A 21538-nucleotide genomic window follows, 5' to 3' on the forward strand; every position below is an offset into this window, starting at 1 on the left:
CTCGTCGTTATTTTGCTTATTTCACTGAGACATAACGTAAATAAAGTAGCGGTTTCAGGGGTGATCCACAAGTCAATATGAGCGACTCAAGGAAGGAGTCTGCACGTTGGGGAAGCCCCGACCAGGCACTTCCCCAACAAACACCACCCCTGTGGCGACGGTTCAGCGCACTTTAGAGAGGAACTTCTGGGTGAGCGGGTTTTGCGGATCGGTAATCACCTGCCTGGCTTCACCGATCTCTGCAATCACGCCTTCATGGAAATACGCCACGCGATCCGAGACATCCCGCGCGAACCCCATTTCATGCGTAACGCAGATCATGGTCATGCCCTCTTCCGCCAATAAGCGCAGGGTGTCCAGAACCTCGCCGACCAGTTCGGGGTCAAGCGCGGAGGTCACCTCATCAAGCAGCATGTAGTCCGGTTTCATGGCCAGGGCACGGGCAATCGCCAGGCGCTGCTGTTGGCCGCCGGACATTTTGGTGGGGTAGACGTCCAGCTTGTCACCCAGGCCAACATGCTCCAGTTCCTTTTTGGCGATTTCAATCGCCTCTTCCTTGCTCATTTTCTTGACGATTCTGGGAGCAAGCGCCGCGTTCTCCAGCACAGTCATGTGAGGGAAGGAGTTCCATTGCTGGAACACCATGCCAAGTTTCTGGCGCAGCTTGTCCTTGTTGGTCGCTTTGGCGTGGACATCCACATCATCGACAAGAATCTTGCCCTTGTTGATCGTCTCGATGGCGTTGATGCAGTACAGCAGGGTCGACTTGCCGCTGCCGGAACCGCCGATGACGCTTACCACTTCGCCTTTCTTTACATCCAGGCTGACGCCTTTCAGCACTTCAAGATCTCCGAAGGATTTATGGACATTCTGGACACTGATCATATTGCCATTTTCCTCTCAACATACCGGCCGTAGTAGGACAGCGGGTACGAAATAATGAAGTAAAAGATACCGACACCTATCAGGATCTCGAGCGGTTGCTGGGTTCGTGAGATAAGTTGCTCTGACGTGCGCAGCAATTCCATGTAACCAATAACGGATACCAGCGCCGAATCCTTGATAACGCTGAGGGAAACGCCAAGCCAGGAGGGGAACACGGCACGCAGACCGATCGGGAACCGAATGTGATAGATGGTTTGCCAGTGCGTCATTCCCAGCGAACGCGCGGCAACCTGCATCGATGGGCTGACGCTCTCAAACCCACCCCGGAACACCTCGCTCATGAAGGCCATGGTGTACAGCGAAAGCACGATAGCGCCAGCGACAAACGGGTCCATCGGATTCCCCATTGCGCCCACAAAGGTGGAAAACAGTATCAGTTGAATAATCAGGGGGACACTTCGGAGGATGTCCAGCACGCTGCCGAACAATACGTTAGCCACCTTTTTACTCTCCGCCCGGGCAAAGCCGACGACCAAACCCAGGAGTGTACCTACCACGATAGCGACAACGGATATGGTGATGGTGTTCCAGACACCCGTCAGGATAAAACCGGTGTCGCTCCAGGACAGGGGCGTAAACAGTGAGTTCATCAGATTTCCCCCTTGAACAGTCTGCGGGAGAGGAGCGATGCGGAGAACAACACCAGCTTGGTGATCACGAAGTACATAACGGCCGCCACGATAAAGAACTCAAGTGTTCGGAACGACAGCGACTGCAACCTCTGGGTTGTACCGGACAACTCACTCATGCCCACAAGAATGCCCAGCGAACTCATCAGGATGGACCAGACGAACTGGTTGGTCATCGGGTGATAAATGCGTCGGAGCATCTGCGGGAGGATGATATACCGGTAGGTCTGGAGGCTGGTCATTCCAAGGGATTTGGAAGCGCTGTACTGGGTAACGGGAATAGACTGGAATCCTCCGCGGAAGGTCTCGGTGAGGTATCCCGCGTTGATGAAGACCAGTGCGCTCAATACCGCAACATAGGGACTGAGGTGAATGCCCAGCGCCCCGAGGCCAAAATAGGCCATGTAAATCTGAAACAGTGCCGGGGTGTTCCTGGCAATCTCGACCCACACCGTTGCGACATAACAGAAAGGCTTGCTGTTGTTCATTTTGGCGATCGCCAACAGTATGGCGATAACAATACCCAGCAGCATGGCAAGCACCGAGACGTGCAGGGTAACAAAGGCACCATTCAGCAACTGGGGTAGCTTCTGGAACACAACGTTCCAGTGAAATTCGTAATCCATACCTTGACCATTTTATGAATGGAAGGAAACTCCACTACTCCATCGGCGGGCGCAGTGATCAGAATTTACAGCCAGGACACATGCGGGATTGCCCCACGCCTGGAAATCGGGCCAGGGCGACCACCGTTCCGACAGCCGCCCGTCCACCGTTTACTTGTTGGCTCTCAGTGTCTCGATGAGCTCGGCCGGCACATCGCCACCAAAGTGTTTGTTATAGGCTTCGTTCATGTTGCCATCGCGAATCTGGTGCACCAGGAACAGGTTCAGGTAGTTGATCCAGGCGAGTTCATCTCTCTTGGCAATGATTCCCACAACGTCATCATAGTTGGGCACAAAGGGGCCTGCCTCGAAATCCTTGAATTCCTTGCTTCGGAGCTTTGTCGCAATATTCGCGTTGGTTGAAATGATGGCATCGACCTTGCCCTGATAAAGTCCCAGGAAGCCATCGTTCTCAGAGGCAAAAGAGGTGTAGTTGTCCCGACCCCAGCCCATTTTATCGGCGTAGGCCAGATATTCGGTTTCGTAGGTGGTACCGAGAGCGGCGCCGACCTTCAGGTTTTTCAGGTCATCGAAGGAGTCGATATTCTTGTCTTCGCGGGCAATGACCTGGAACTTGAACACAAAGTACGGATAAGTGAAACCAACTGTCTTGGCACGTTCCAGGGTGTCGGAAGTAGAACCGATAACCACATCGGTCTTGCCGGAGATCAGGGACGGAATGCGATCACCCCAGGTGAGGTTGACAACATTGACGTCTACGCCGAGAACCTCGGCAAGGTCTTTGCAGTAGTCAACATCGAAACCGGCCGGTTCGTTATTTTCATCAAAGTACCCCATGGGGGGGAAGTCCAGAACGACACCGCAGTTCAGCGTGCCTCGTTGGATGACGGTATCAAGTTGATCGGCGTTTGCGTTCACGGACGTGAGCGTCGCACAGGCAAGTACCAGCGTTGCAAGTTTACGAATCATAGTTATTCTCACTTGTTCTTTCGTGGGCCTTTATTTGAGTTATCAATATGCTTACACACCACGCAGTATGTGCAAAAAGCATACGTATAAAATACTACCGTAGATTTTTTAGTGAAAATTCTTGAAGTTTGCCTTTCAGTAGGTAAATTTCCTAAATTATCGAAATTTAACCGGGCTTTATAAGTTGAAAACTCCAGATGCCGGTCAGATGTTCAAGAAAAGACCTCTCATTGCTGGGATAACCAGCTAATTTAATAGTCTTTTTTACCTCCACCTCGTAAAAGGCTAATTCATTACGGTTCCCGGGCTTCAGACGCAACAAACCCCCGCCGGTGAGCGAGGGTTTGTCAGCTATCAACCAGGGCTCCTACTGGAGCCCTGGGACTTTTCAGGCCTTATGAAGCCATTACCCTAGCGGGTGATGTGCTGGTACTCGCCGGCATCAGACGTCGCCAGGCTCACTACCATGATGGCAATCCAGGAAGCAATGAAGCCTGGAATGATTTCATACACGCCCGGGCCACCCATGAACTCGGAACTCCAGCCCATTGAAATCCAGACGATGACGGTGAGAGCACCCACAACCATGCCCGCGATGGCGCCGGCACCATTGGCACGCGGCCACATCAGCGAAAGAATGATCAGCGGGCCGAATGCCGCACCAAAGCCCGCCCAGGCGTTACTGACCAGACCCAGAACCTTGGAGGTCGGATCGGAAGCAATCACGGCGGCAACCAGACCTACCAGTACCACACACACCCGACCGATATTGACACATTCACGATCTGAGGCTTCCTTGCGAAGGAAGAGACGATAGAAATCTTCGGTGAGTGACGACGAGGACACCAGCAACTGACTGGAGATAGTGCTCATGACCGCTGCCAGCAAGGCCGCATAGAGGAAGCCGGTGATCAGCGGATGGAACAGCAACTCGGAGAGAATGATGAAGATGGTTTCCGGATCCTCAACGTTCAGGCCGTTACGCACCGCGTAAGCGCGGCCGAAAATGCCCAGGGCGATAGCGCCAATCAGGGAAATACCCATCCAGCCCATACCGATATTCCGGGCAACAGGAACGTCTTTCAGGGTTCGGATAGCCATGAACCGAACGATAATATGTGGTTGGCCAAAGTAGCCAAGGCCCCAGGTAACCGCGGACAACCAACCGATAAAGGTGAGTCCCTCGGTCCAGGACAACAACGTGGGATCCACTTCATTGAGTGTCTGAGTGGCCTGGGCATAGCCACCGCCACCCTCGCCAAACAGCACTACAAGAGGCATGATCACCAACGCAATCATCATGATGCAGCCCTGAACAAAATCGGTCATGCTCACGGCCAGAAACCCACCGACAACGGTGTACGCCAGAACCACGCCCAGTGTGATCACCACACCCGCCCCGTAGTCACTAAGGCCGCCGAAATTGAAAAGGCCGGCAAATGCACTCTCAAACAGCTTGCCGCCGGCAACCAGACCGGACGCGGTATAGACGGCGAAAAAGATAACGATGACGATCGCGGATACGGTCCTCAGAGACAATGCCTGGGTCGGGAAGCGATTTGCCAGGAAAGAAGGGATGGTAATGGCGTTGCCGTAATGCACCGTTTGTTCCCGGAGCCTGGGAGCAACGAGCACCCAGTTGAAAAAGGCACCCACGAACAGGCCGATACCAATCCAGGCGGAAGCCAGACCGGAAACGTACAGCGCCCCCGGGAGGCCCAGAAGCAACCATCCACTCATGTCCGAAGCGCCCGCAGAGAGGGCTGCCACTTTTGGACTGAGAGCTCGCCCGCCCAGCATATAGTCTTCAGACGACGAGGTAGATCTGCGCATTGCAAAGATGCCGATGGCAATCATGAGCGCAAAATATAGAAACAGACTGATCCAAACACCAATAGCCATAAGGCTCCTCCGGTTTAATGAGTCGGATTAGATCCGCTCGCGATGCACAAAGCCGGTCTTTCGCCAGCTCGTTGTGCCGTTCTTCTTGTCTCCCCCGAAATCCGGCCTGACTGAAGCAAGCCAACCCGCTGTGCAGCCACTCCCTGACTATAGTTGACCACTCAACGATTTCGACAGCGCCCGTGCCAGGCGGGCCCGAGACGCCATACGTTAGTATTACTACGGACCTCAGGCTTACGAAATCCTACGATTCTTTTACAGAATCCTACGGTACTGCCGCAAACCCCGATCAATTCAGGCCACAGCCGCCCGGACTTGAAGCCTGGAGGGTGTCGTGCCCTTGTACTTCCGCAACGCGTTGGTCAATGCACTCTGGGAAGAAAAGCCGGTGCGATAGCTGATTTCAGAGACTGAGAGGCTGGTCGAGGCAAGCAATTCGGCGGCCCGATCCAGGCGGGTCCTCAGCAGAAACTGATGAGGCGTTATACCAGCGGCTTCCCTGAAGACCTCGTGGAACCGGCTGACGCTCAGGCATGCTTCACCGGCCATATCCTCAACGGTAATTTTTCGGTGCAGATTGCTGAAGATATAGCGTCTGATCGCTTCAGGACTGACGCTGTAACGATTTGAAGTTTCTGCTTTGCGGTCCGTCATCCGGTCCGCCATGCAGTACAGGATGCTTGCAGCCAGATGCTGCTGAAGCGTGTGATTATCGGGTGCGCGATCAAACTCGCCCGCAGCAAACTGGACAAGCCCCTGCAAGCGATTGTCCATCTGCAGGGTCCGGGGCCTCTCGAAAATTCGCATCATGCGCTCGTAGTCGGCGTGCGCGGGGGTATTGAATGCGGGCGTCAAAGGGTCGAGATTAATGACCAGAACATGATTTTTATCATCGCCACAATAATCATGGCTGGCTTCCGTTGGAACGAAACAGGCCTTCCAGGTGTCGAGCCAGGACCCGGTCCCGTCGACGCTCAGTTCAGCTTCTCCACGCACTCCAACAACAATCTGATGGTGTTCATGCTTGTGCTGATGAGCCGCCGTTGGAAGCTTCAGAAGTTTCGATTGGAGCATTAATACTGCCGACTTTTAATTGAGAATGTACATCAAGTAAAGCAGATCATTACAAAAACTGCACGAATGCGGGAGGAATCGTGGCGAATCACGGCGAAATTCAGAGCGATGCTGACATCTTGAACAGGCGTGCCAGCACTCGACTGACACCATCGGATACCTCTTCCAGCGAGCGCGCCGCATCAATCACATGATACCGGGAAGGCAGCGCCGCCGCCCTTGCCAGATAGACGTCCCGGATTCGTTGGAAAAATTCGAGATCTTCCTGCTCGAAACGGTCCAGCTCACCCCGCTTTTGCGCTCTGGCCATTCCCGTTGCAACCGGCGCATCGAGAAGAATAACGTGGTCTGGCCGTACCTCACCCTGAACCAGGGTTTCCAGAAGGGCAATCCGTTGAGCCGAGACGCCCCGGCCCCCGCCCTGATAAGCAAAGGTCGCGTCGGTAAAGCGGTCACACAACACCCATTTGCCTGCATTCAGAGCCGGCAGAATGCGGTTGTACAGGTGCTGCGCCCGCGCTGCAAACATCAGGAGAAGCTCTGTGGTTTCGTGTACCGGCTCCTCCCTGGGCGACAGCAACAGCTCGCGAATGGCCTCTGCCATGGGCGTCCCGCCGGGTTCCCTTGTGACAATGAAATCGACACCCAAACCCTCGAGGGTTCTCGCCGCATTGGCGAGTTGCGTCGACTTACCAACCCCCTCGGTGCCCTCAAAGGTAATGAATTGCCCCTGGCGGCTCATTCTGCGCCCTCGCCATTGCTCGGTGAGGCCTCTTCCGGAGCCGGAGACGACCGGTAATCGTTGCGACGGTTCAGCTGAAACTCCCGCACCGCCTTCTGGTGTTCGTCGAGCGTGCTGGAAAACTTGTGCGAACCATCCCCCCGGGCCACGAAATAGAGCGCATTGCCATTATCCGGGTGCAGCGCTGCATGTATCGAATCTCGGCCCGGCAAAGCAATCGGCGTGGGTGGCAGGCCATCAATCCGGTAGGTGTTATAGGGCGTGTGGGTAAGAAGATCTTTCCGGCTGATGCCGCCGTCGTAACTCTCCCCCATTCCGTAAATAACGGTAGGGTCGGTCTGTAGCCGCATACCCTTCTCCAAACGGCGAACAAACACACCCGCCACCTGGTCCCGTTCACCCGGCGCCCCGGTTTCCCGTTCCACGATAGACGCCATGATCAGAGCTTCGTAGGGGGTATCGTATGGCAACCCCTCTTCCCGCTCTTGCCACTCCTCCGCCAAAACAGCCTCCATCTTGCCGAAGGCACGCTTCAGAACGTCCAGGTCAGTGTCATTGCTGGTAAAGGCATAGGTGTCGGGAAAGAATCGTCCCTCGGGATGTTGTCCTTCCGCGCCGACGGCGGCCATGATCTGCTCACCAGACCACTTCCCGGTAACTTGCCCTAACCGCTCAGCCCGGGCCAGCGCTGCTCGCATGTCACGAAAGGTCCAGCCTTCAATAAACTGCACGTACCAATGCTTGATTTCACCGGACACCATCAGGTCAACCATGGTTTTCGGGCTCATGCCGTCGAGAAACTCATAGTCACCCGCCTTGATTCGAGCCTGCGCCGGGAAGAGGCGGCCGTATAACTGGAGCCACAGGCTCTGCCCGACCAGCCCCCGTGCTTCCATTTTTTCAGCCACCGCTGTATAGGTCGCCCCCTGGGGAACGTTGAAAAGCATCGGTTCTTCGAGAACCACTGGTCTTTCCAGGCTCTGCAGCCCTTGCCAGACCCACAGCCCGGTGCCGGCCGATGCCAGCACAGCGACACAAAAACCCGCAAGCAATAACTTCTTGAGCAAACGATTTATTCCAGTAGTTCGAGAGGATTGAAGATTGTCGCAAGTACGCCATCGACAGGCAAATCATGGCCAGCGATAGTGCGAACCGGGACAATACCGAGCACACTGTTGAGAAGGAACAAACCCTGGCATTCCGAACCCAGTACATCCGGGACCGTCAGTGGCCGCTCAAACACCGCCTGGCCGCTTTGCCGCAAACGCTCCAGCAGCCATTGCCGGAGTACTCCAGCAACCGCCAGACAGGCCGACGGCGGCGTAATCCAGGTATCATTTTTCCGAAGCAGAAGATTGGTTCGGGTGCCCTCCACCAGGTTACCGTCGCTGTCCGACATGATGACCTCAAACAGAGCGCTGCCGAGCTCAGCCGCTGCCATTACCTGCTCAAGCCGGCTCAGGGACTTGATGCCGGCGAGCAGCGGATTGACGGTCAGCGGCACTCGGGAGAAGTCGACCATGACGCCAGAGGCATCGGCCGCGGGGGGCATTGGCGAGGCAGACACAAGCAGGTTCGGGGCCATGCCTGGGTCCGGTCGGTAACCACGCCCCCCCGCACCACGGGTCAGGGTAAGCTTCAGAACCCAGTCCTGATCGTTGAACCTTTCGGCAAACCGCTGCCCGGCCTGGGTACAGACGGTGGCGAGTTCCTGGCGCGAGACCTTGATACCCAGTCGCCTGGCATCCCGAACCATACGCTCCAGGTGCCGGGAAAGCAGCACACCTTTTTGCCCGGCCATACGGATGGTTTCGAACAGGCCATCCCCATAAGCCAGCCCACGGTCATCCGCCGGCAGGCCGCCCGCCTCTGCCCAGAACAGGCGAAGAGCCACCATAATCAGCCTTCGTAACGACGGAAAATCAGGGTGCCATTAGTACCGCCGAACCCGAACGAGTTGGACAAGGCCACCCGCACATCCGCCTTCCGACTATTATGGGCCACGAAATCAAGGTCGCACCCGTCGTCGGGGTTGTCCAGATTGATGGTCGGAGGCAACAAGCCATCGCGGATCGCCAACACCGAAAATATCGCTTCGACAGCGCCGGCCGCCCCAAGCAGGTGCCCTGTCATGGACTTTGTACTGCTCATGGCGAGCTTTTCGGCATGACCTTCAAATACCCGCCGGACCGCCGCCACTTCGGCCACATCTCCTACCTGGGTGGACGTGCCGTGGGCGTTGATATAGTCAACTTCATCAGGCTTCAGGCCGGCATCCCGGATCGCATTCACCATGGAACGGGCGGCGCCTTCGCCGGTCTCCGGCGGCGCGGTGATGTGGTGGGCGTCATCGCTCATGCCAAAGCCAACAACCTCACCGTAAATCGTGGCACCTCGGCGCTTCGCATGGTCCAGTTCTTCAAGCACTACCACACCCGCGCCATCACTCAGCACAAAGCCGTCCCGGTCCCTGTCCCACGGTCGACTTGCTTTGGTCGGCTCGTCGTTGCGGGTCGACAGTGCCCTGGCGGCAGAAAATGCCGCCATTCCGGTACGGGTTGTTGCCATTTCCGAACCACCCGCCAGCATCACATCGGCATCACCGTAGGCGATGGTACGGGCCGCATAACCAATGTTGTGAGTACCAGTGGTGCAGGCCGTCACAATCGCAATATTGGGGCCACGATAGCCAAAGCGGATAGCCGCATTACCGGAAATCATGTTGATCACGGAAGCCGGAACAAAAAACGGTGAGACTTTACGGGGCCCCGACTTGTCCATCGTAAGGACGCTTTTCTCGATGTACTCGAGCCCCCCGATCCCGGAGCCGATTGCGATACCGACCCGCTCACGGTCCAGCGCATCAAAAGCCTCAATACCGCTGTCATCCACCGCCTGCTGTGCAGCAATCAGGCCGTAGTGAATGAAGGCATCAAGCTTTCGCGCATCCTTGGCGGAGAGGTATGGCTCCATATCCAGATCCCGAATTGCGCCGCCGATCCGGGTGTTGTAGCCGGACGCGTCAAAACGGTCGATCATTCCAATCCCGCTGCGCCCTGCCTGAACCCCTTCCCAGGATGACGCCACGTCATTACCCAATGGAGACAGCATGCCCATACCTGTGATGACAACTCGCCGTTTAGCCATAAGCCCTTGCACCTGATCTTATGCGTGTAAATCCGAAGGCCGATTTAACCTTATTTGCAACCAATAAAAAAGCCGCCCCCCAGTATTTCAGAAGGACGGCTTTTTGCCTGGCTTACTTAAATGCAGAGTATCAGGTGTGCGCGACGATGTAGTCGATCGCGTCCTGAACACTTGCCAGCTTCTCGGCTTCCTCGTCAGGAATCTCGGTTTCGAATTCCTCTTCAAGTGCCATAACCAGCTCAACGGTGTCCAGTGAGTCAGCGCCAAGATCCTCTACAAAAGAAGATGAGTTCTGAACTTCGGACTCTTTAACGCCCAACTGTTCACAAACGATCTTCTTCACGCGCTCTTCAACTGTACTCATAATGTCCTCACTATTTGTGTGTCAACCAAGCAACTCAGATGCTGCCAGTTTAGTTTAAACCCTACCTGCAAACAAGCAGGGATTCTGTCAAACATGTTGTGCGACAAGGAGTTGCGCACAAGCTCCGGAACGGAGCTTATCCCATGTACATTCCACCGTTTACGTTGATGGTTTCACCCGTCACATATCCGGCGGCATCAGATGCCAGGAAGGCAACCACCGCTGCCACTTCTTCCGGCTCACCCAGACGACCCGCGGGTATGATTTCCAGCATAGCCTCGCGCTGCTTGTCGTCCAGTTTTTTTGTCATATCCGTGTCAATAAACCCCGGCGCCACGCAATTTGCGGTAATACCCCGGTTCGACATTTCCTTGGCCAGGCTACGGGTGAAACCTTCCACCCCGGCTTTGGCGGCGCAATAGTTACCTTGCCCGGGATTGCCCATACCTGCAACCACAGAACTGATATTGATGATGCGACCCCACTTCGCCTTCGCCATGCCACGAAGCACTGCCTTACTGGTGCGATAGACGCTCGACAGGTTGGTTTCCAGAACCGACGTCCAATCCTCATCCTTCAGGCGCATCAGCAGGTTATCACGGGTAATGCCAGCGTTGTTGACGAGAATCAGTGGCGCTCCGGATTTCTCCGTCAGCGCCTTCAGGCCTGCCTCGATGCTGGCGGGATCCGCCACATTCATAACCATGCCGTAGCCCTTGAGCCCGGCTGACTGCAGATCATTGGTGATAGACTCGGCACCGCCGGCGCTGGTGGCAGTGCCGATTACTTCGGCGCCCTGCTCTGCCAGTGCACGAGCAATCGCCTGGCCGATACCACGGGTGGCACCGGTTACCAATGCAATCTTACCTTCCAGAGACATGAATCACTCCCTTTCGTTTCAAGACTGGCCGAACGCGTCAAGCGCCTTCGCCAGTGAGTCCGGGTCTTCAATACTGTGAACTGTCAGATCCCGGTCAATGCGCTTTGCGAGCCCGGCCAGAACCTTGCCGGTACCACACTCTACCACCACTCCCACACTGCTGCCGACGAGCACCCGGATCGAATCTGTCCAGAGAACCGGTGAATAAAGCTGCTTGAGAAGATTGGCCTTCAGTGTAACGGATTCTTTCTCGGCGGCGGCGTTAACATTCTGTATAACCGGGATGACAGCATCATTAAACCGCACATCCTCCAGCGCCTTGGCCAACTCCTCCGATGCCCCTTTCATCAAGGCACAATGCGAGGGAACGCTGACCGGCAGCGGCATGGCCTTGCGCGCGCCTTTTTCCTTGCATGCGTCAATGGCCCGCTCCACGGCAGCAGCGGAACCGGCGATGACCACCTGCCCGGGTGCGTTGAAGTTTACGGCGGACACAACCTCACCTTGGGCCGCGCTTTCACAGGCCGCAACAACCACATCATCCTCGAGACCGAGAATCGCCGCCATCTTGCCTTCACCGGCTGGCACCGCATCCTGCATGAGCTCACCACGCAGGCGGACCAGTTTCACCGCCTCAACGAAATCAAGGCTCTCTGCGGCGACCAGGGCGCTGTACTCTCCCAGGCTGTGACCGGCCAGGAAATCCGGCTTGTTCCCGCCAGCCACGAACCACTGGCGCCACAGGGCGACGCTGGCCGTAAGCAGTGCGGGCTGGGTGATCATGGTTTTGTTAAGCTCTTCGGCCGGGCCCTTCTGACACAACTGCCAGAGATCGTAGCCCAACACATTGGAGGCTTCATCAAAGGTTCTGGAGATAATGGGCCACGCTTCAGCGGCTGCCGAAAGCATGCCAACGGATTGTGCCCCCTGTCCGGGGAAAATAAAGGCTGATTTCATAAGCGCGATCTTATCGTCATTGAGGGGTTACGTGAGATTAGCCAATAGTACAAGTTAGGCCAATTATCCGCGAATGCGCGATCAGGCCAGGGCAGACTTTAGTCTCAAACGCCTAAAGCATAAGGTCGTCGAGGCGCTCATTGATCCGGCGGGGCACTTCCAGATCGACTTCCCTGACGGCCTGGCGAATGGCTGAAAGCATGGCTCGCTCATTGGCGTTGCCGTGGCTTTTGATAACCACACCCTGCAAGCCGAGCAGGCTGGCGCCGTTGTGGCGGGAAGGGTCCATTAACTGAAGCAGGCGACCGATAATCGGTCGGGCCAGCAGCCCTACCAGCCGGCCATACAGATTCCGGGTGAACGCCTGCTCCATCAATTCAATCAGTAACCCGGCAACACCTTCGCCGGTTTTCAGGGCAATGTTCCCGACAAAGCCATCACACACAACCACATCGGCCACATCGCGGAACAGGTCGCTGCCCTCCACATAACCGATGTAATTGATGCTGTCACACTGGGCCAGCATGTGAGAGGCCAGGCGGACCTGCTCATTCCCCTTGATCTCTTCCTCGCCGACATTGAGCAGCGCAACCCGGGGCTCTGCCTGCTGACAGATTGCCGACGCCATCAGCGAACCCATCAGGGCATACTGGTAGAGGTTTTCCGCGGTTGAATCGACATTGGCACCAAGATCCAGGACATGACAACGCCCACGCAGTGAAGGAATCAGCTTGGCAATCGCCGGTCGCTCAATACCCGGATACATGCGGATAATGCTACGGCCAAACGCCATCAGGGCACCGGTATTCCCGGCACTGACACAGCCCTGGGCCTCGCCGTCACGAACCAGACTGAGGGCAATGGCCATGGAGGAGTTTTTCTTGTGCCGAAGAGCATGGGACGGGCGCTCGTTCATGCGCACCACATCAGCCGCCTCAACTACGTGAATTCTGGCGTGCCCCTCATGCAACAAAGCCTCAAGCTCGCTCCGGATTCCCACCAGAACGATACTCAAGGCTTCATTTTCTCGCACCGCCTGTAACGATGCGGCAACCACAACAGCGGCTCCGCGATCGCCACTCATGGCATCAATCGCGATGGTGACCGGGTTCACCGTTCGGCCATCCGATTCGGGGCGCTGCATACAGGCGACAAACTTACTCGTCGCGCGCTTCGATTACCTGCTTGCCACGGTAGAAACCGTCCGGAGATACATGGTGACGGCGATGAACTTCACCAGTCGTCGCGTCGGTGCTCAGAGCGGCAGTGCTCAGAGCATCGTGTGAGCGGCGCATGCCACGCTTGGAACGGGTCTTTCGGTTTTGCTGTACAGCCATGATTATGCTCCTGACCTGAGAACGTAAACTTTGAATTACCTGAAAAGTAACGTGTGTTCGTTTAATGTGCGCTGACTGTCCAGGGGACACTCAGCACCCGGTTAATGCTTTGTTTTCTTGAGATCCGCCAGCACACTGAATGGATTCTCGCCCGACTTCACTACCGGCTCTGCCGCAGAGCTGTCATGCTCGTACGCTTCCAGATCTTCCCGGGCCGGACAATCATTCCGATCGTGAAGCGGGAAAGGCGGCAGCACCAGCAACAGCTCGTCTTCGACCATCGACCACAGGTTTGCGGTGAAATCATCGGTCAGAAACGGCTCGAGATCTTTCGGCAGCTGCTGTGCCTGTTCGTCACTGGTTACCAACCCCAGGCTGAACTGTGAAACCAGCGCCACACCAATGGGGCCCATGCACCGCTGGCATTCCAGCTCTACCGGAGCCTCCAGCTCACCCGCAACCACACGACGCCGCTCGCTGTCCATGTAAAAGGACAGCTTCACGCGACACACAGCACCCTCTCCGAACCCAAGGACGGCGTCCCGGAAACGGTCAAGCCCGCTGAGAGGAATGACTCCCTCCAGAGTGCCGTTTTGTTCCGCCAACCGATAAGGATCAACAGATTTGGGCAACGCTTTAGACAACTCGGTGTTTGGCGCATTTGACATAGGCGCGCAATTTTAGGGGCGTAGCCTGCTACTGTCAAAGACTTCGTTGCTTTTTGGCCAGGGGTTTCCGTGCGGGTAGGTGTAATTTACGATAAATGCGCATCACGGACCTCTGTCCTCCCCAAGGAAATTGCTCATGACCCACAAACCCTTGCTGCTGGCCTCATCGTCACCTTATCGCAAACAGCTTCTGGAACGCCTCGGACTGCCCTTTGATTGTGCAAGCCCCGACATCAATGAAACGCCCATACAGGGTGAAACCGGGGAAGCACTGGCAACTCGCCTGGCGGAAACCAAAGCCCGGGCCCTGAAAGAACGCTTTCCCGGCCACTGGATCATTGGCTCTGACCAGGTAGCCTGCATGCCGGATGGCTCCGTGCTGAGCAAACCCGGAAATCACGAGCAGGCCAAAGGCCAGCTACGACAGAGCAGTGGCCAACGCGTCCTGTTTCTGACAGGTCTGGCCCTGCTGGACTCGGATTCCGGAAAAGTGGAGCGCCTATGTGAGCCCTACAGTGTGCTGTTCCGGCCGCTGACGGACCAGGAAATTGACACCTACCTGCACCGTGAGCAACCGTATGACTGCGCGGGCAGCTTCAAGATGGAAGGCCTGGGCATCACCCTGTTCGACGCCCTGGAAGGCCGGGACCCGAACAGCCTTGTCGGGCTGCCCCTGATAGCACTGAATGACATGCTGCGACGCTGGGGCCGGAACCCCCTGCTGGAATCCCGGCCGGATACCACCCGGTATTAACGCAACTCCAGCCGGGATTCCATCAACTGACCGGCAAGGCCCTCGCCGAAGGCGACACCGAGCTGGTCAACAATGTCCTGGAATGGTGATTTTCGGTGGCTGTAATCCACCAACTCTTCCTGCCCGATAATCTGCCGGGCAACGTGCGAAGCGCTTCCCAGCCCATCAACCAGGCCGAGCTCAACGGCCTGGTCGCCGTTCCAGACCAGACCACTGAACAGGCGCTCATCATCCGCAAGGCGATCTCCCCGCCCCTGCTTCACAGCCGCAATGAACTGTTTATGAGTGTTCTCGAGGACACTCTGCCAGAACGCCACTTCGCCCTGTTCCTCCGGGGAGAAGGGATCCAGGAAAGCCTTGTTCTCACCGGCGGTATACAAACGGCGCTCCACACCAACCTTGTCCATCACTTCGGTAAAACCGAAACCGCCGGCAACAACACCGATTGAACCGACAAGACTGGCACGGTTTGCGTAGATTTCGTTGGCAGCCGAGGCAATGTAGTACGCCCCGGACGCGCCAATATCGGAAATCACCGCGTACACTTTCTTTTCCGGATACTCGCCGCGCAACCGCATTATTTCATCGTACACATACCCTGACTGAACCGGGCTTCCGCCGGGGCTGTTGATTCGAAGAATCACGGCGACCGAATCCGGGTCCTCGAAGGCCGTGCGGAGCGAACCGATAATATTGTCAGCACTGGCCAGCTCATCCGCCGCTATCGGGCCGGTCACCTCTATCAGGGCGGTATGCTTGCCGGACACACTGTCCAGCGAATCACCAAGCGGCAGGTTCAGCATGAACAGCAACGCAATCAGATAACCGAAGGTAAGAAACTTGAAGAAGATCCCCCAGCGACGACTCCGGCGCTGCTCGGCCTGAAGCGACATCACCAGTTTTTCGATCAGCTTCCAGTCCCGGCCAGATTCCGGAGGCAGCTTCGGCGACTTGCGACCAGACGACGCCCCCCTTTCCTTTTCAGGCTCTGCCGGTTGATCACCCCATTCCGGGGACTTATCAGATTCCCAGTCACTCATGTACTCATCCTGTCAGCAACATTGATAAAAATGGCCGGCCTCGCCCGATCAAAGCCCGAGCACCCGACGCAGGTCGGGGACAGTATCCACAATGGCATGGGGCGAATAACCACCCAGCACATCCTTCTTGTGCACCCCCCACTCAACACCAATTGACGGCATTCCGATACGCTGGGCCATTTCGAGATCATAGCGGGTATCGCCAATCATGACGGCTTCGCCCGGCTCAATGCCGTAAAACTCCAGAATCTCCGCGAGCATTGCGGGGTCCGGCTTGGAACGGGTCTCATCCGCGCACCGGGTTATCTCGAAGTGACTGCCAAGGCCGCTGGAAACCAGGGCCGAATCAAGCCCTCGCCGGCTTTTGCCGGTCGCCACCGAGCAACTGCGGCCAGAGCCACGCAGATCGGCAAGCACACCCGCCATACCCTCAAACACATTCTGGGGCGTCGTGGTCTTGCTGAAAAAGTAGCCTGCATAACCTTCACGGATGCTGTTCATTTCGGCGCGGCTGAGCCCCGGGTAGAGTTTTTCCAGCGCCTCAACCATGCCAAGGCCGATAATATCCCGGTAGGCCTCGCGCTCCAGGGCCGGGTAACCCAGATCGGTTGCCGCCTGGTGCAGGCTTTCGGCAATGTGCTCAACCGAATCCACCAGGGTTCCGTCCCAATCAAAAATAACCACTCTGACGTTCATTGATCTGTTCCTTTCAGGCGCGCCCCGAGCTTCTCGAGCACGTCGTTGAATGCATCGTCGTACGGAGCTTCCAGCCTCACAGCCTCCCCCGACACCGGCAAGGTGAATTCAAGAGCCCTGGCATGGAGCATGAGCCGCTGGCCACCGATCGCCCTGAACGCTTTGAGGCTGACATCATCCATATACTTGTCGTCGCCTGCAATCGGATGACCCGCCCAGGCACTGTGCACCCGGATCTGGTGCGTTCGCCCGGTTATCGGCGAAGCTTCCACCAGGCTGTAGCCTTGAAAGCGAGCCAGGCATCGGAAGGTGGTCAAAGACGCCTTGCCGGAATCATCAACCTTGACCCGGCGCTCACCGTTAGGCATCTCGTAGCGCAGCAGTGGAACGTCCACCCGGTCGACACCTTTGGGCCAGTCACCGGCCACCAGCGCATGGTAATGTTTCCTGATCCGCTTCTGGCGAAGCTCGTCCTGAAGATACCTCAGCGCCGAGCGCTTCTTGGCGACCATGACCAGCCCGGACGTGTCGCGGTCCAGTCGGTGCACCAACTCCAGAAATTTTGCCGATGGCCGCCCCGAGCGCAACACCTCAATCAGGCCGAAGCTCAGGCCACTGCCCCCGTGAACTGCGATACCCGACGGTTTGTTCACCACCAGCATCTGGTCGTTCTCAAAAACTACCGCCGCCTCAACAACGCCCTGCACGCGGGAGCCGGGCGCAACCTGCGCAGGCTTCTCTTTGCGAGTGACCGGGGGAATCCGCACCTGGTCACCCGTTTTCAGCCGGGTATCGGGCTTCACCCGACCCTTGTTGACGCGAACCTCGCCCTTTCTGACCACCCGATAGATAATGCTTTTCGGTACGCCGCGAAGCTGCGCCAGCAGAAAATTGTCGACCCTCTGCCCATCATTATCCTCATCCACCGTGACCCACTGCACACCCTGCCGGACTTCTCCGCGGGGAGCGCCCGCCTCGCCAGACCTTGCCCCGAGTGCTGGAGGCGCCATGCCGGACCTGGTTCTGACTGGCTTTCTGTTCGCGGGCTTGCGGGGCATGGAATTCCTGTGATGAAGGCTTGACTGCAGGATTGATCGCCAACCTGAATACTGTTATATTCCGGCGTGCTCTGTCGTTTGTCTACGGCCTGACCAACTCAAGTCAGAAGCCGGAGCGGCAGAAGTATACCGACACTATTCGAGAGTTTGAACGCCGTGCACCCAATCACTACCGGGAACGGCGAAGTAAATGTTCCCGGAGAACCAGGCCAGATCTTTGAAAGACTGACTCCTGGCCCCGGGAAAAGGAAAAACCGCGCAGAAAACCGCGGGCGACATCGCGAAGAATCATTGCCACGCAGGGCCGGGCCGTCCAGCTTACGAATACGACGTGAGACCCAGGCACCTGAGTGAACCTGAAAAACGGATAACATGCGTCAACAGACACGAACCTTAAACGCCCCTTCCCTGCCTACAGGCAGCCGGATCGTCGGCATTGGTCTCAGACTGAAAGGATCACACCCCAGAAGGGTCTGATTCGTCTGGCCGCCGGTCCGCCCTTGATGTACAGGGCCCGCGGCACGCACATCCCGCTTCGCTGATGCGACCCCTCCGGTTTTCTGTCAAAACCAAACGACAGGAACTCTTTCTTTCCATGAAAAGAATGCTCATCAATGCAACTCATCCTGAAGAGTTGCGCGTAGCTCTGGTTGACGGCCAACGCCTGTTTGACCTCGACATTGAATCCAGCTCCCGCGAGCAGAAAAAAGCCAACGTCTATAAAGGACGTATTACCCGCGTTGAGCCGAGCCTCGAAGCTGCCTTCGTGGATTTCGGCGCCGATCGCCACGGCTTTCTGCCCCTGAAGGAAATCTCCAAGGAGTACTTCAAGAAATCGCCGGGCCAGATCGAGGGCAAGATCAACATCAAGGACGTGATCTCCGAAGGTCAGGAAGTCATCGTCCAGGTCGACAAGGAAGAGCGTGGCAACAAGGGCGCCGCCCTGACCACGTTTATTTCCCTCGCCGGCCGCTACCTGGTCCTCATGCCCAACAACCCCCGTGCCGGTGGCATTTCCCGCCGCATTGAAGGCGACGAGCGGGCCCAGCTCAAAGACGCCATGAACAATGTTCAGGTACCGAAGTCCATGGGCATCATCGTGCGTACGGCCGGCATTGGCCGTACTACCGAAGAGCTTCAGTGGGATCTGGATTATCTGGTGCAGTTCTGGGAAGCCATTTCCCAGGCCGCGGGCGAGCGCAAGGCGCCGTTCCTGATTCACCAGGAAAGCAACGTGATTATCCGCGCCGTACGGGACTACCTCCGCCAGGACATTGGCGAGGTTCTGATCGATTCCGACAGCGTCCATGAAGACGTGCTGAATTTCGTCCGCGCGGTGATGCCGACGTTCGAGAACAAGATCAAGCTGTACAAGGATGAAATCCCGCTGTTCAGCCGTTACCAGATAGAAGGCCAGATCGAGACCGCCTTTCAGCGGGAAGTGAAGCTGCCTTCCGGTGGTTCCATTGTTATCGATCCGACTGAGGCACTGGTCTCCATCGACATCAACTCCTCCCGGGCCACCAAGGGCCATGACATCGAGGAGACGGCCCTTCAGACCAACCTGGAAGCGGCCGAGGAAATCGCCCGCCAACTGCGTCTGCGTGACATGGGCGGTCTGATTGTCATCGATTTCATTGATATGACACCGGCCAAGCACCAGCGGGAAGTTGAACAGAAAATTCGTGAGGCACTGGAAATTGACCGGGCCCGGGTTCAGGTCGGCAAGATTTCGCGATTCGGCCTGCTCGAGATGTCCCGTCAGCGTCTGCGCCCCTCCCTCGGGGAAACCCGCAGTGAGGTTTGCCCCCGCTGCGAAGGCCAGGGCACCATCCGGGGCATTGAATCCCTCGCCCTGAGCATCATGCGCCTGATTTACGAGGAATCGTCAAAAGACAAGACGGGCGAAGTCCGGGCCGTTGTTCCGGTGTCGGTGGCCACCTTCCTGCTGAACGAAAAACGCAAGCAACTGGCCGATATCGAAGCGCGCCAGGAAGTCAGCATCGTGGTGGTTCCGGTCCCGCACATGGAAACACCGCACTTCGAAATTATCCGGATGCGTGACGATGAAACGACGCCCGAGCACATTTCCAGCCACCAGGTGGCCCAGGAATACAGCGAGCGTGAAGAGGAGATTTTCGAAGCGCCAGCCCCGGAAAAACCGGTGCGAGAACAGGCAGCCGTGAGAGCAATTCGCCCCAGCGCGCCAGCACCGACGCCGGCGCCCAAGGCGGAAGCCGAAGCTGCCGAGCCGGAAGAAGGCCTGTTCCGCCGCCTCGGCCGGAAGATTGCCTGCTTCTTTAACGGAGAAGAGGAACAGAAGGCCGAGACCACCGAGAAAAATCGCAGCCAGCGTGAAGATCACCGGAACCAGGGGCGCCAGGATCGCCGTAAATCCCGCGTAGCCCGTGGTGACGAGCAACGTTCCGGCGGCAATCGCAGTGGCAACGAACGTCGCCAGGGCGGCCAGCAAGGCCGTGGTGATGACAACCGCGGCCGCAACCGGAACCGCAATGACGATCAGAACCGCGGAAACCAGAATCGCCAGACTCCCGACACCCGGGACAGCGATAACAAAGTCGAGAACAAAGGCGAGAACAAGGGTTCTGACAACCGTCGGGATAACCGCCGGGACAACCAGAACCGTGGCCGCAACAAGCCGCAGCGGGACCAGAAAGAGGGCCGCGACCAGAAGGAACAGAGCCCACAGGAAACCGTGGCCAAGTCCTCCGGAAGCGAAAAATCCGCGTCCGACGAGAAGCGCCGCAAACCTCGCCGCCAGCGTAATCGCGACGGCTCCCCCACTGAAAACCCGGCTTCTACGCCGGCAGAGCGCAAGACGGCTCGCAGTGAAAGGCATCAGAAGGACACCCAGCCGGAAGCCAGTTCCGAAAGCGGCAAGCCTGAAGTGACCGCCGAGCAACCTCGGGAAAACCGTCAGAAAGCCTCTGATCAGAAAACCTCTGAAAAACCCGAGACCAGGGCAAGTGAACCGGTCGCCAAGGACGAGCCGAAGAAGGACGAACCAAAAGTCGCAACAGCGGCCGTGGACCAGCCGACGGAAAAGGCTGCCGGCACCGCTTCCTCCGGCAAAGACTCTGAGCCGACTCAAAAAGCCAAGGAGGACAGCGACAAGGCTTCCGTTGCCGAACAGAAGCCAGCCGAAGAGGTAAAAGTCCCTGCCGCTGACGAGCAAAAGCACTTGGCTACCAATGAGAAGCCCGTCGCTGCCGATAAAAAGCCCTCTGCACCGGAGCAAAAACCGGCTGCTGACAGTGCGGACCAGGCACCGAAGGCTCAGCCAGACGCTGCACCGAAGGCTCAGGCCGAAGCGGAACCAAGGCAGCCTGCCAAGGCGGAGAAGGTGCCCGGGGCCCCGACTGAGAAACCGGCCAGGAACTCTGAGTCGCCAGCGACCAAAGAGGAAGCGCCGGCAGCCAAAGAGCCAGCACCGGCCGCGGCTGAAAAGCCACCGGCAGCTGATAAACCGGCAAGGCAGCCTCGCACGCCAAAGGCCGCCCCGAAGAAAGAGCAGCCCGCGCAGGAGCCCTCTCCAGCCGCAGATCCGCAGGCTGAAAAAACCGTGAAAGCGGAAAAGCCGGAAGCGGAAACTGCAAACAAGAACGAGACTCCCGAAACGCCGGCACCCAGTGTTCCTGTGACACCGGGACGTGCCTACAACGACCCAAGAGAAGTCCGCAAGCGCCAGAAGGCTGCGGAAGAGGCCAAAAAGGCCGGGAGTAACTAACT

Annotated in this window: 21 protein-coding genes; 2 read left to right on the plus strand and 19 right to left on the minus strand. The window is 57.2% G+C overall.

What is annotated here, in order from left to right; genetic code table 11:
* Positions 1 to 162: 162 nt before the first annotated feature.
* The 16 genes from msub_RS05060 to msub_RS05135 form a co-directional block, all read right to left on the minus strand.
* Positions 163 to 885, minus strand: coding sequence for an amino acid ABC transporter ATP-binding protein (locus msub_RS05060; RefSeq protein WP_048495005.1), 723 nt, complete (start codon positions 883 to 885; stop codon positions 163 to 165).
* The gene (locus msub_RS05065) at positions 882 to 1535 is read right to left on the minus strand and encodes an amino acid ABC transporter permease (protein ID WP_048495006.1); all 654 of its coding nucleotides are present in this window, start codon (positions 1533 to 1535) and stop codon (positions 882 to 884) included. The genes msub_RS05060 and msub_RS05065 overlap by 4 nt, the downstream gene beginning before the upstream one ends.
* Entirely contained in the window at positions 1535 to 2200 is a 666-nt protein-coding gene (locus msub_RS05070; protein ID WP_048495007.1) for an amino acid ABC transporter permease, read from the minus strand. Before msub_RS05070 ends, msub_RS05065 begins: the two co-directional genes overlap by 1 nt.
* A 150-nt stretch (positions 2201 to 2350) precedes the next feature.
* The gene (locus msub_RS05075) at positions 2351 to 3169 is read right to left on the minus strand and encodes a transporter substrate-binding domain-containing protein (protein WP_048495008.1); all 819 of its coding nucleotides are present in this window, start codon (positions 3167 to 3169) and stop codon (positions 2351 to 2353) included.
* A gap of 411 nt (positions 3170 to 3580) precedes the next feature.
* Positions 3581 to 5071, minus strand: coding sequence for a sodium/proline symporter PutP (gene putP / locus msub_RS05080; protein WP_048495009.1), 1491 nt, complete (start codon positions 5069 to 5071; stop codon positions 3581 to 3583).
* A 294-nt stretch (positions 5072 to 5365) separates the two neighbouring features.
* Positions 5366 to 6145, minus strand: a complete 780-nt coding sequence (locus msub_RS05085) for an AraC family transcriptional regulator (RefSeq protein WP_048495010.1) — start codon at positions 6143 to 6145, stop codon at positions 5366 to 5368.
* A gap of 100 nt (positions 6146 to 6245) precedes the next feature.
* Positions 6246 to 6887, minus strand: coding sequence for a dTMP kinase (gene tmk / locus msub_RS05090; protein ID WP_048495011.1), 642 nt, complete (start codon positions 6885 to 6887; stop codon positions 6246 to 6248).
* Positions 6884 to 7954, minus strand: a complete 1071-nt coding sequence (gene mltG / locus msub_RS05095) for an endolytic transglycosylase MltG (protein WP_048495012.1) — start codon at positions 7952 to 7954, stop codon at positions 6884 to 6886. The genes tmk and mltG overlap by 4 nt, the downstream gene beginning before the upstream one ends.
* Before the next feature lie 5 nt (positions 7955 to 7959).
* Positions 7960 to 8784, minus strand: a complete 825-nt coding sequence (gene pabC / locus msub_RS05100; protein ID WP_048495013.1) for an aminodeoxychorismate lyase — start codon at positions 8782 to 8784, stop codon at positions 7960 to 7962.
* Between the two features lie 2 nt (positions 8785 to 8786).
* Positions 8787 to 10034 carry a beta-ketoacyl-ACP synthase II gene (gene fabF / locus msub_RS05105; RefSeq protein ID WP_048495014.1) on the minus strand — a complete coding sequence of 416 codons (1248 nt, stop codon included), beginning with the start codon at positions 10032 to 10034 and terminating at the stop codon, positions 8787 to 8789.
* 130 nt (positions 10035 to 10164) lie between these two features.
* On the minus strand, positions 10165 to 10398 hold the full coding sequence (acpP, locus tag msub_RS05110) for an acyl carrier protein (RefSeq protein ID WP_012136033.1): 234 nt from the start codon (positions 10396 to 10398) through the stop codon (positions 10165 to 10167).
* A 136-nt stretch (positions 10399 to 10534) separates the two neighbouring features.
* The gene (gene fabG, locus msub_RS05115; RefSeq protein ID WP_048495015.1) at positions 10535 to 11278 is read right to left on the minus strand and encodes a 3-oxoacyl-ACP reductase FabG; all 744 of its coding nucleotides are present in this window, start codon (positions 11276 to 11278) and stop codon (positions 10535 to 10537) included.
* Positions 11279 to 11296: 18 nt separating this feature from the next.
* Positions 11297 to 12235 (minus strand): ACP S-malonyltransferase, encoded by a 939-nt coding sequence (fabD, locus tag msub_RS05120; RefSeq protein WP_048495016.1) that lies wholly within the window; start codon positions 12233 to 12235, stop codon positions 11297 to 11299.
* Between the two features lie 112 nt (positions 12236 to 12347).
* Positions 12348 to 13349, minus strand: a complete 1002-nt coding sequence (gene plsX / locus msub_RS05125; RefSeq protein WP_227506772.1) for a phosphate acyltransferase PlsX — start codon at positions 13347 to 13349, stop codon at positions 12348 to 12350.
* 43 nt (positions 13350 to 13392) lie between these two features.
* Complete coding sequence (rpmF, locus tag msub_RS05130) at positions 13393 to 13572, minus strand: 50S ribosomal protein L32 (RefSeq protein ID WP_048495018.1); 180 nt, start codon at positions 13570 to 13572, stop codon at positions 13393 to 13395.
* 101 nt (positions 13573 to 13673) lie between these two features.
* Positions 13674 to 14240: a YceD family protein gene (locus msub_RS05135; RefSeq protein ID WP_048495019.1), complete on the minus strand. Its 567-nt coding sequence runs from the start codon at positions 14238 to 14240 to the stop codon at positions 13674 to 13676.
* Between the two features lie 136 nt (positions 14241 to 14376).
* On the opposite strand from msub_RS05135, the gene msub_RS05140 reads away from it, so the two are divergent.
* Entirely contained in the window at positions 14377 to 14994 is a 618-nt protein-coding gene (locus msub_RS05140) for a Maf family protein (protein WP_048495020.1), read from the plus strand.
* Here msub_RS05140 and msub_RS05145 read toward each other — a convergent pair.
* Genes msub_RS05145 through rluC form a run of 3 tightly spaced genes read right to left on the minus strand, consistent with a single transcriptional unit; the run spans position 14991 to position 17740 of the window.
* A complete protein-coding gene (locus msub_RS05145; RefSeq protein ID WP_048495021.1) occupies positions 14991 to 16034 on the minus strand; it encodes a S49 family peptidase in 1044 nt (347 codons plus the stop codon). The genes msub_RS05140 and msub_RS05145 overlap by 4 nt on opposite strands.
* A 48-nt stretch (positions 16035 to 16082) precedes the next feature.
* A complete protein-coding gene (locus msub_RS05150; protein ID WP_048495022.1) occupies positions 16083 to 16730 on the minus strand; it encodes an HAD family hydrolase in 648 nt (215 codons plus the stop codon).
* The gene (rluC, locus tag msub_RS05155) at positions 16727 to 17740 is read right to left on the minus strand and encodes a 23S rRNA pseudouridine(955/2504/2580) synthase RluC (protein ID WP_227506645.1); all 1014 of its coding nucleotides are present in this window, start codon (positions 17738 to 17740) and stop codon (positions 16727 to 16729) included. Before rluC ends, msub_RS05150 begins: the two co-directional genes overlap by 4 nt.
* A gap of 643 nt (positions 17741 to 18383) precedes the next feature.
* Between rluC and rne the strand changes: the two genes are divergently transcribed.
* Entirely contained in the window at positions 18384 to 21536 is a 3153-nt protein-coding gene (gene rne, locus msub_RS05160; RefSeq protein ID WP_048495024.1) for a ribonuclease E, read from the plus strand.
* The last annotated feature ends 2 nt before the right edge of the window (positions 21537 to 21538 follow it).

It is taken from the genome of Marinobacter subterrani (assembly GCF_001045555.1).
In the GTDB taxonomy this organism is placed as follows: domain Bacteria; phylum Pseudomonadota; class Gammaproteobacteria; order Pseudomonadales; family Oleiphilaceae; genus Marinobacter; species Marinobacter subterrani.

Bases quoted from the DNA above. Each gene is read 5' to 3' on its own strand.
- acpP (WP_012136033.1), bottom strand. From the start codon at position 10,398: ATGAGTACAGTTGAAGAGCGCGTGAAGAAGATCGTTTGTGAACAGTTG.
- rluC (WP_227506645.1), bottom strand. From the start codon at position 17,740: ATGGCGCCTCCAGCACTCGGGGCAAGGTCTGGCGAGGCGGGCGCTCCC.
- fabF (WP_048495014.1), bottom strand. From the start codon at position 10,034: ATGGCTAAACGGCGAGTTGTCATCACAGGTATGGGCATGCTGTCTCCA.
- pabC (WP_048495013.1), bottom strand. From the start codon at position 8,784: ATGGTGGCTCTTCGCCTGTTCTGGGCAGAGGCGGGCGGCCTGCCGGCG.
- tmk (WP_048495011.1), bottom strand. From the start codon at position 6,887: ATGAGCCGCCAGGGGCAATTCATTACCTTTGAGGGCACCGAGGGGGTT.
- msub_RS05070 (WP_048495007.1), bottom strand. From the start codon at position 2,200: ATGGATTACGAATTTCACTGGAACGTTGTGTTCCAGAAGCTACCCCAG.
- msub_RS05135 (WP_048495019.1), bottom strand. From the start codon at position 14,240: ATGTCAAATGCGCCAAACACCGAGTTGTCTAAAGCGTTGCCCAAATCT.
- rpmF (WP_048495018.1), bottom strand. From the start codon at position 13,572: ATGGCTGTACAGCAAAACCGAAAGACCCGTTCCAAGCGTGGCATGCGC.
- msub_RS05065 (WP_048495006.1), bottom strand. From the start codon at position 1,535: ATGAACTCACTGTTTACGCCCCTGTCCTGGAGCGACACCGGTTTTATC.
- rne (WP_048495024.1), top strand. From the start codon at position 18,384: ATGAAAAGAATGCTCATCAATGCAACTCATCCTGAAGAGTTGCGCGTA.
- msub_RS05075 (WP_048495008.1), bottom strand. From the start codon at position 3,169: ATGATTCGTAAACTTGCAACGCTGGTACTTGCCTGTGCGACGCTCACG.
- fabD (WP_048495016.1), bottom strand. From the start codon at position 12,235: ATGAAATCAGCCTTTATTTTCCCCGGACAGGGGGCACAATCCGTTGGC.
- fabG (WP_048495015.1), bottom strand. From the start codon at position 11,278: ATGTCTCTGGAAGGTAAGATTGCATTGGTAACCGGTGCCACCCGTGGT.
- msub_RS05140 (WP_048495020.1), top strand. From the start codon at position 14,377: ATGACCCACAAACCCTTGCTGCTGGCCTCATCGTCACCTTATCGCAAA.
- msub_RS05060 (WP_048495005.1), bottom strand. From the start codon at position 885: ATGATCAGTGTCCAGAATGTCCATAAATCCTTCGGAGATCTTGAAGTG.
- msub_RS05085 (WP_048495010.1), bottom strand. From the start codon at position 6,145: ATGCTCCAATCGAAACTTCTGAAGCTTCCAACGGCGGCTCATCAGCAC.
- msub_RS05150 (WP_048495022.1), bottom strand. From the start codon at position 16,730: ATGAACGTCAGAGTGGTTATTTTTGATTGGGACGGAACCCTGGTGGAT.
- msub_RS05145 (WP_048495021.1), bottom strand. From the start codon at position 16,034: ATGAGTGACTGGGAATCTGATAAGTCCCCGGAATGGGGTGATCAACCG.
- putP (WP_048495009.1), bottom strand. From the start codon at position 5,071: ATGGCTATTGGTGTTTGGATCAGTCTGTTTCTATATTTTGCGCTCATG.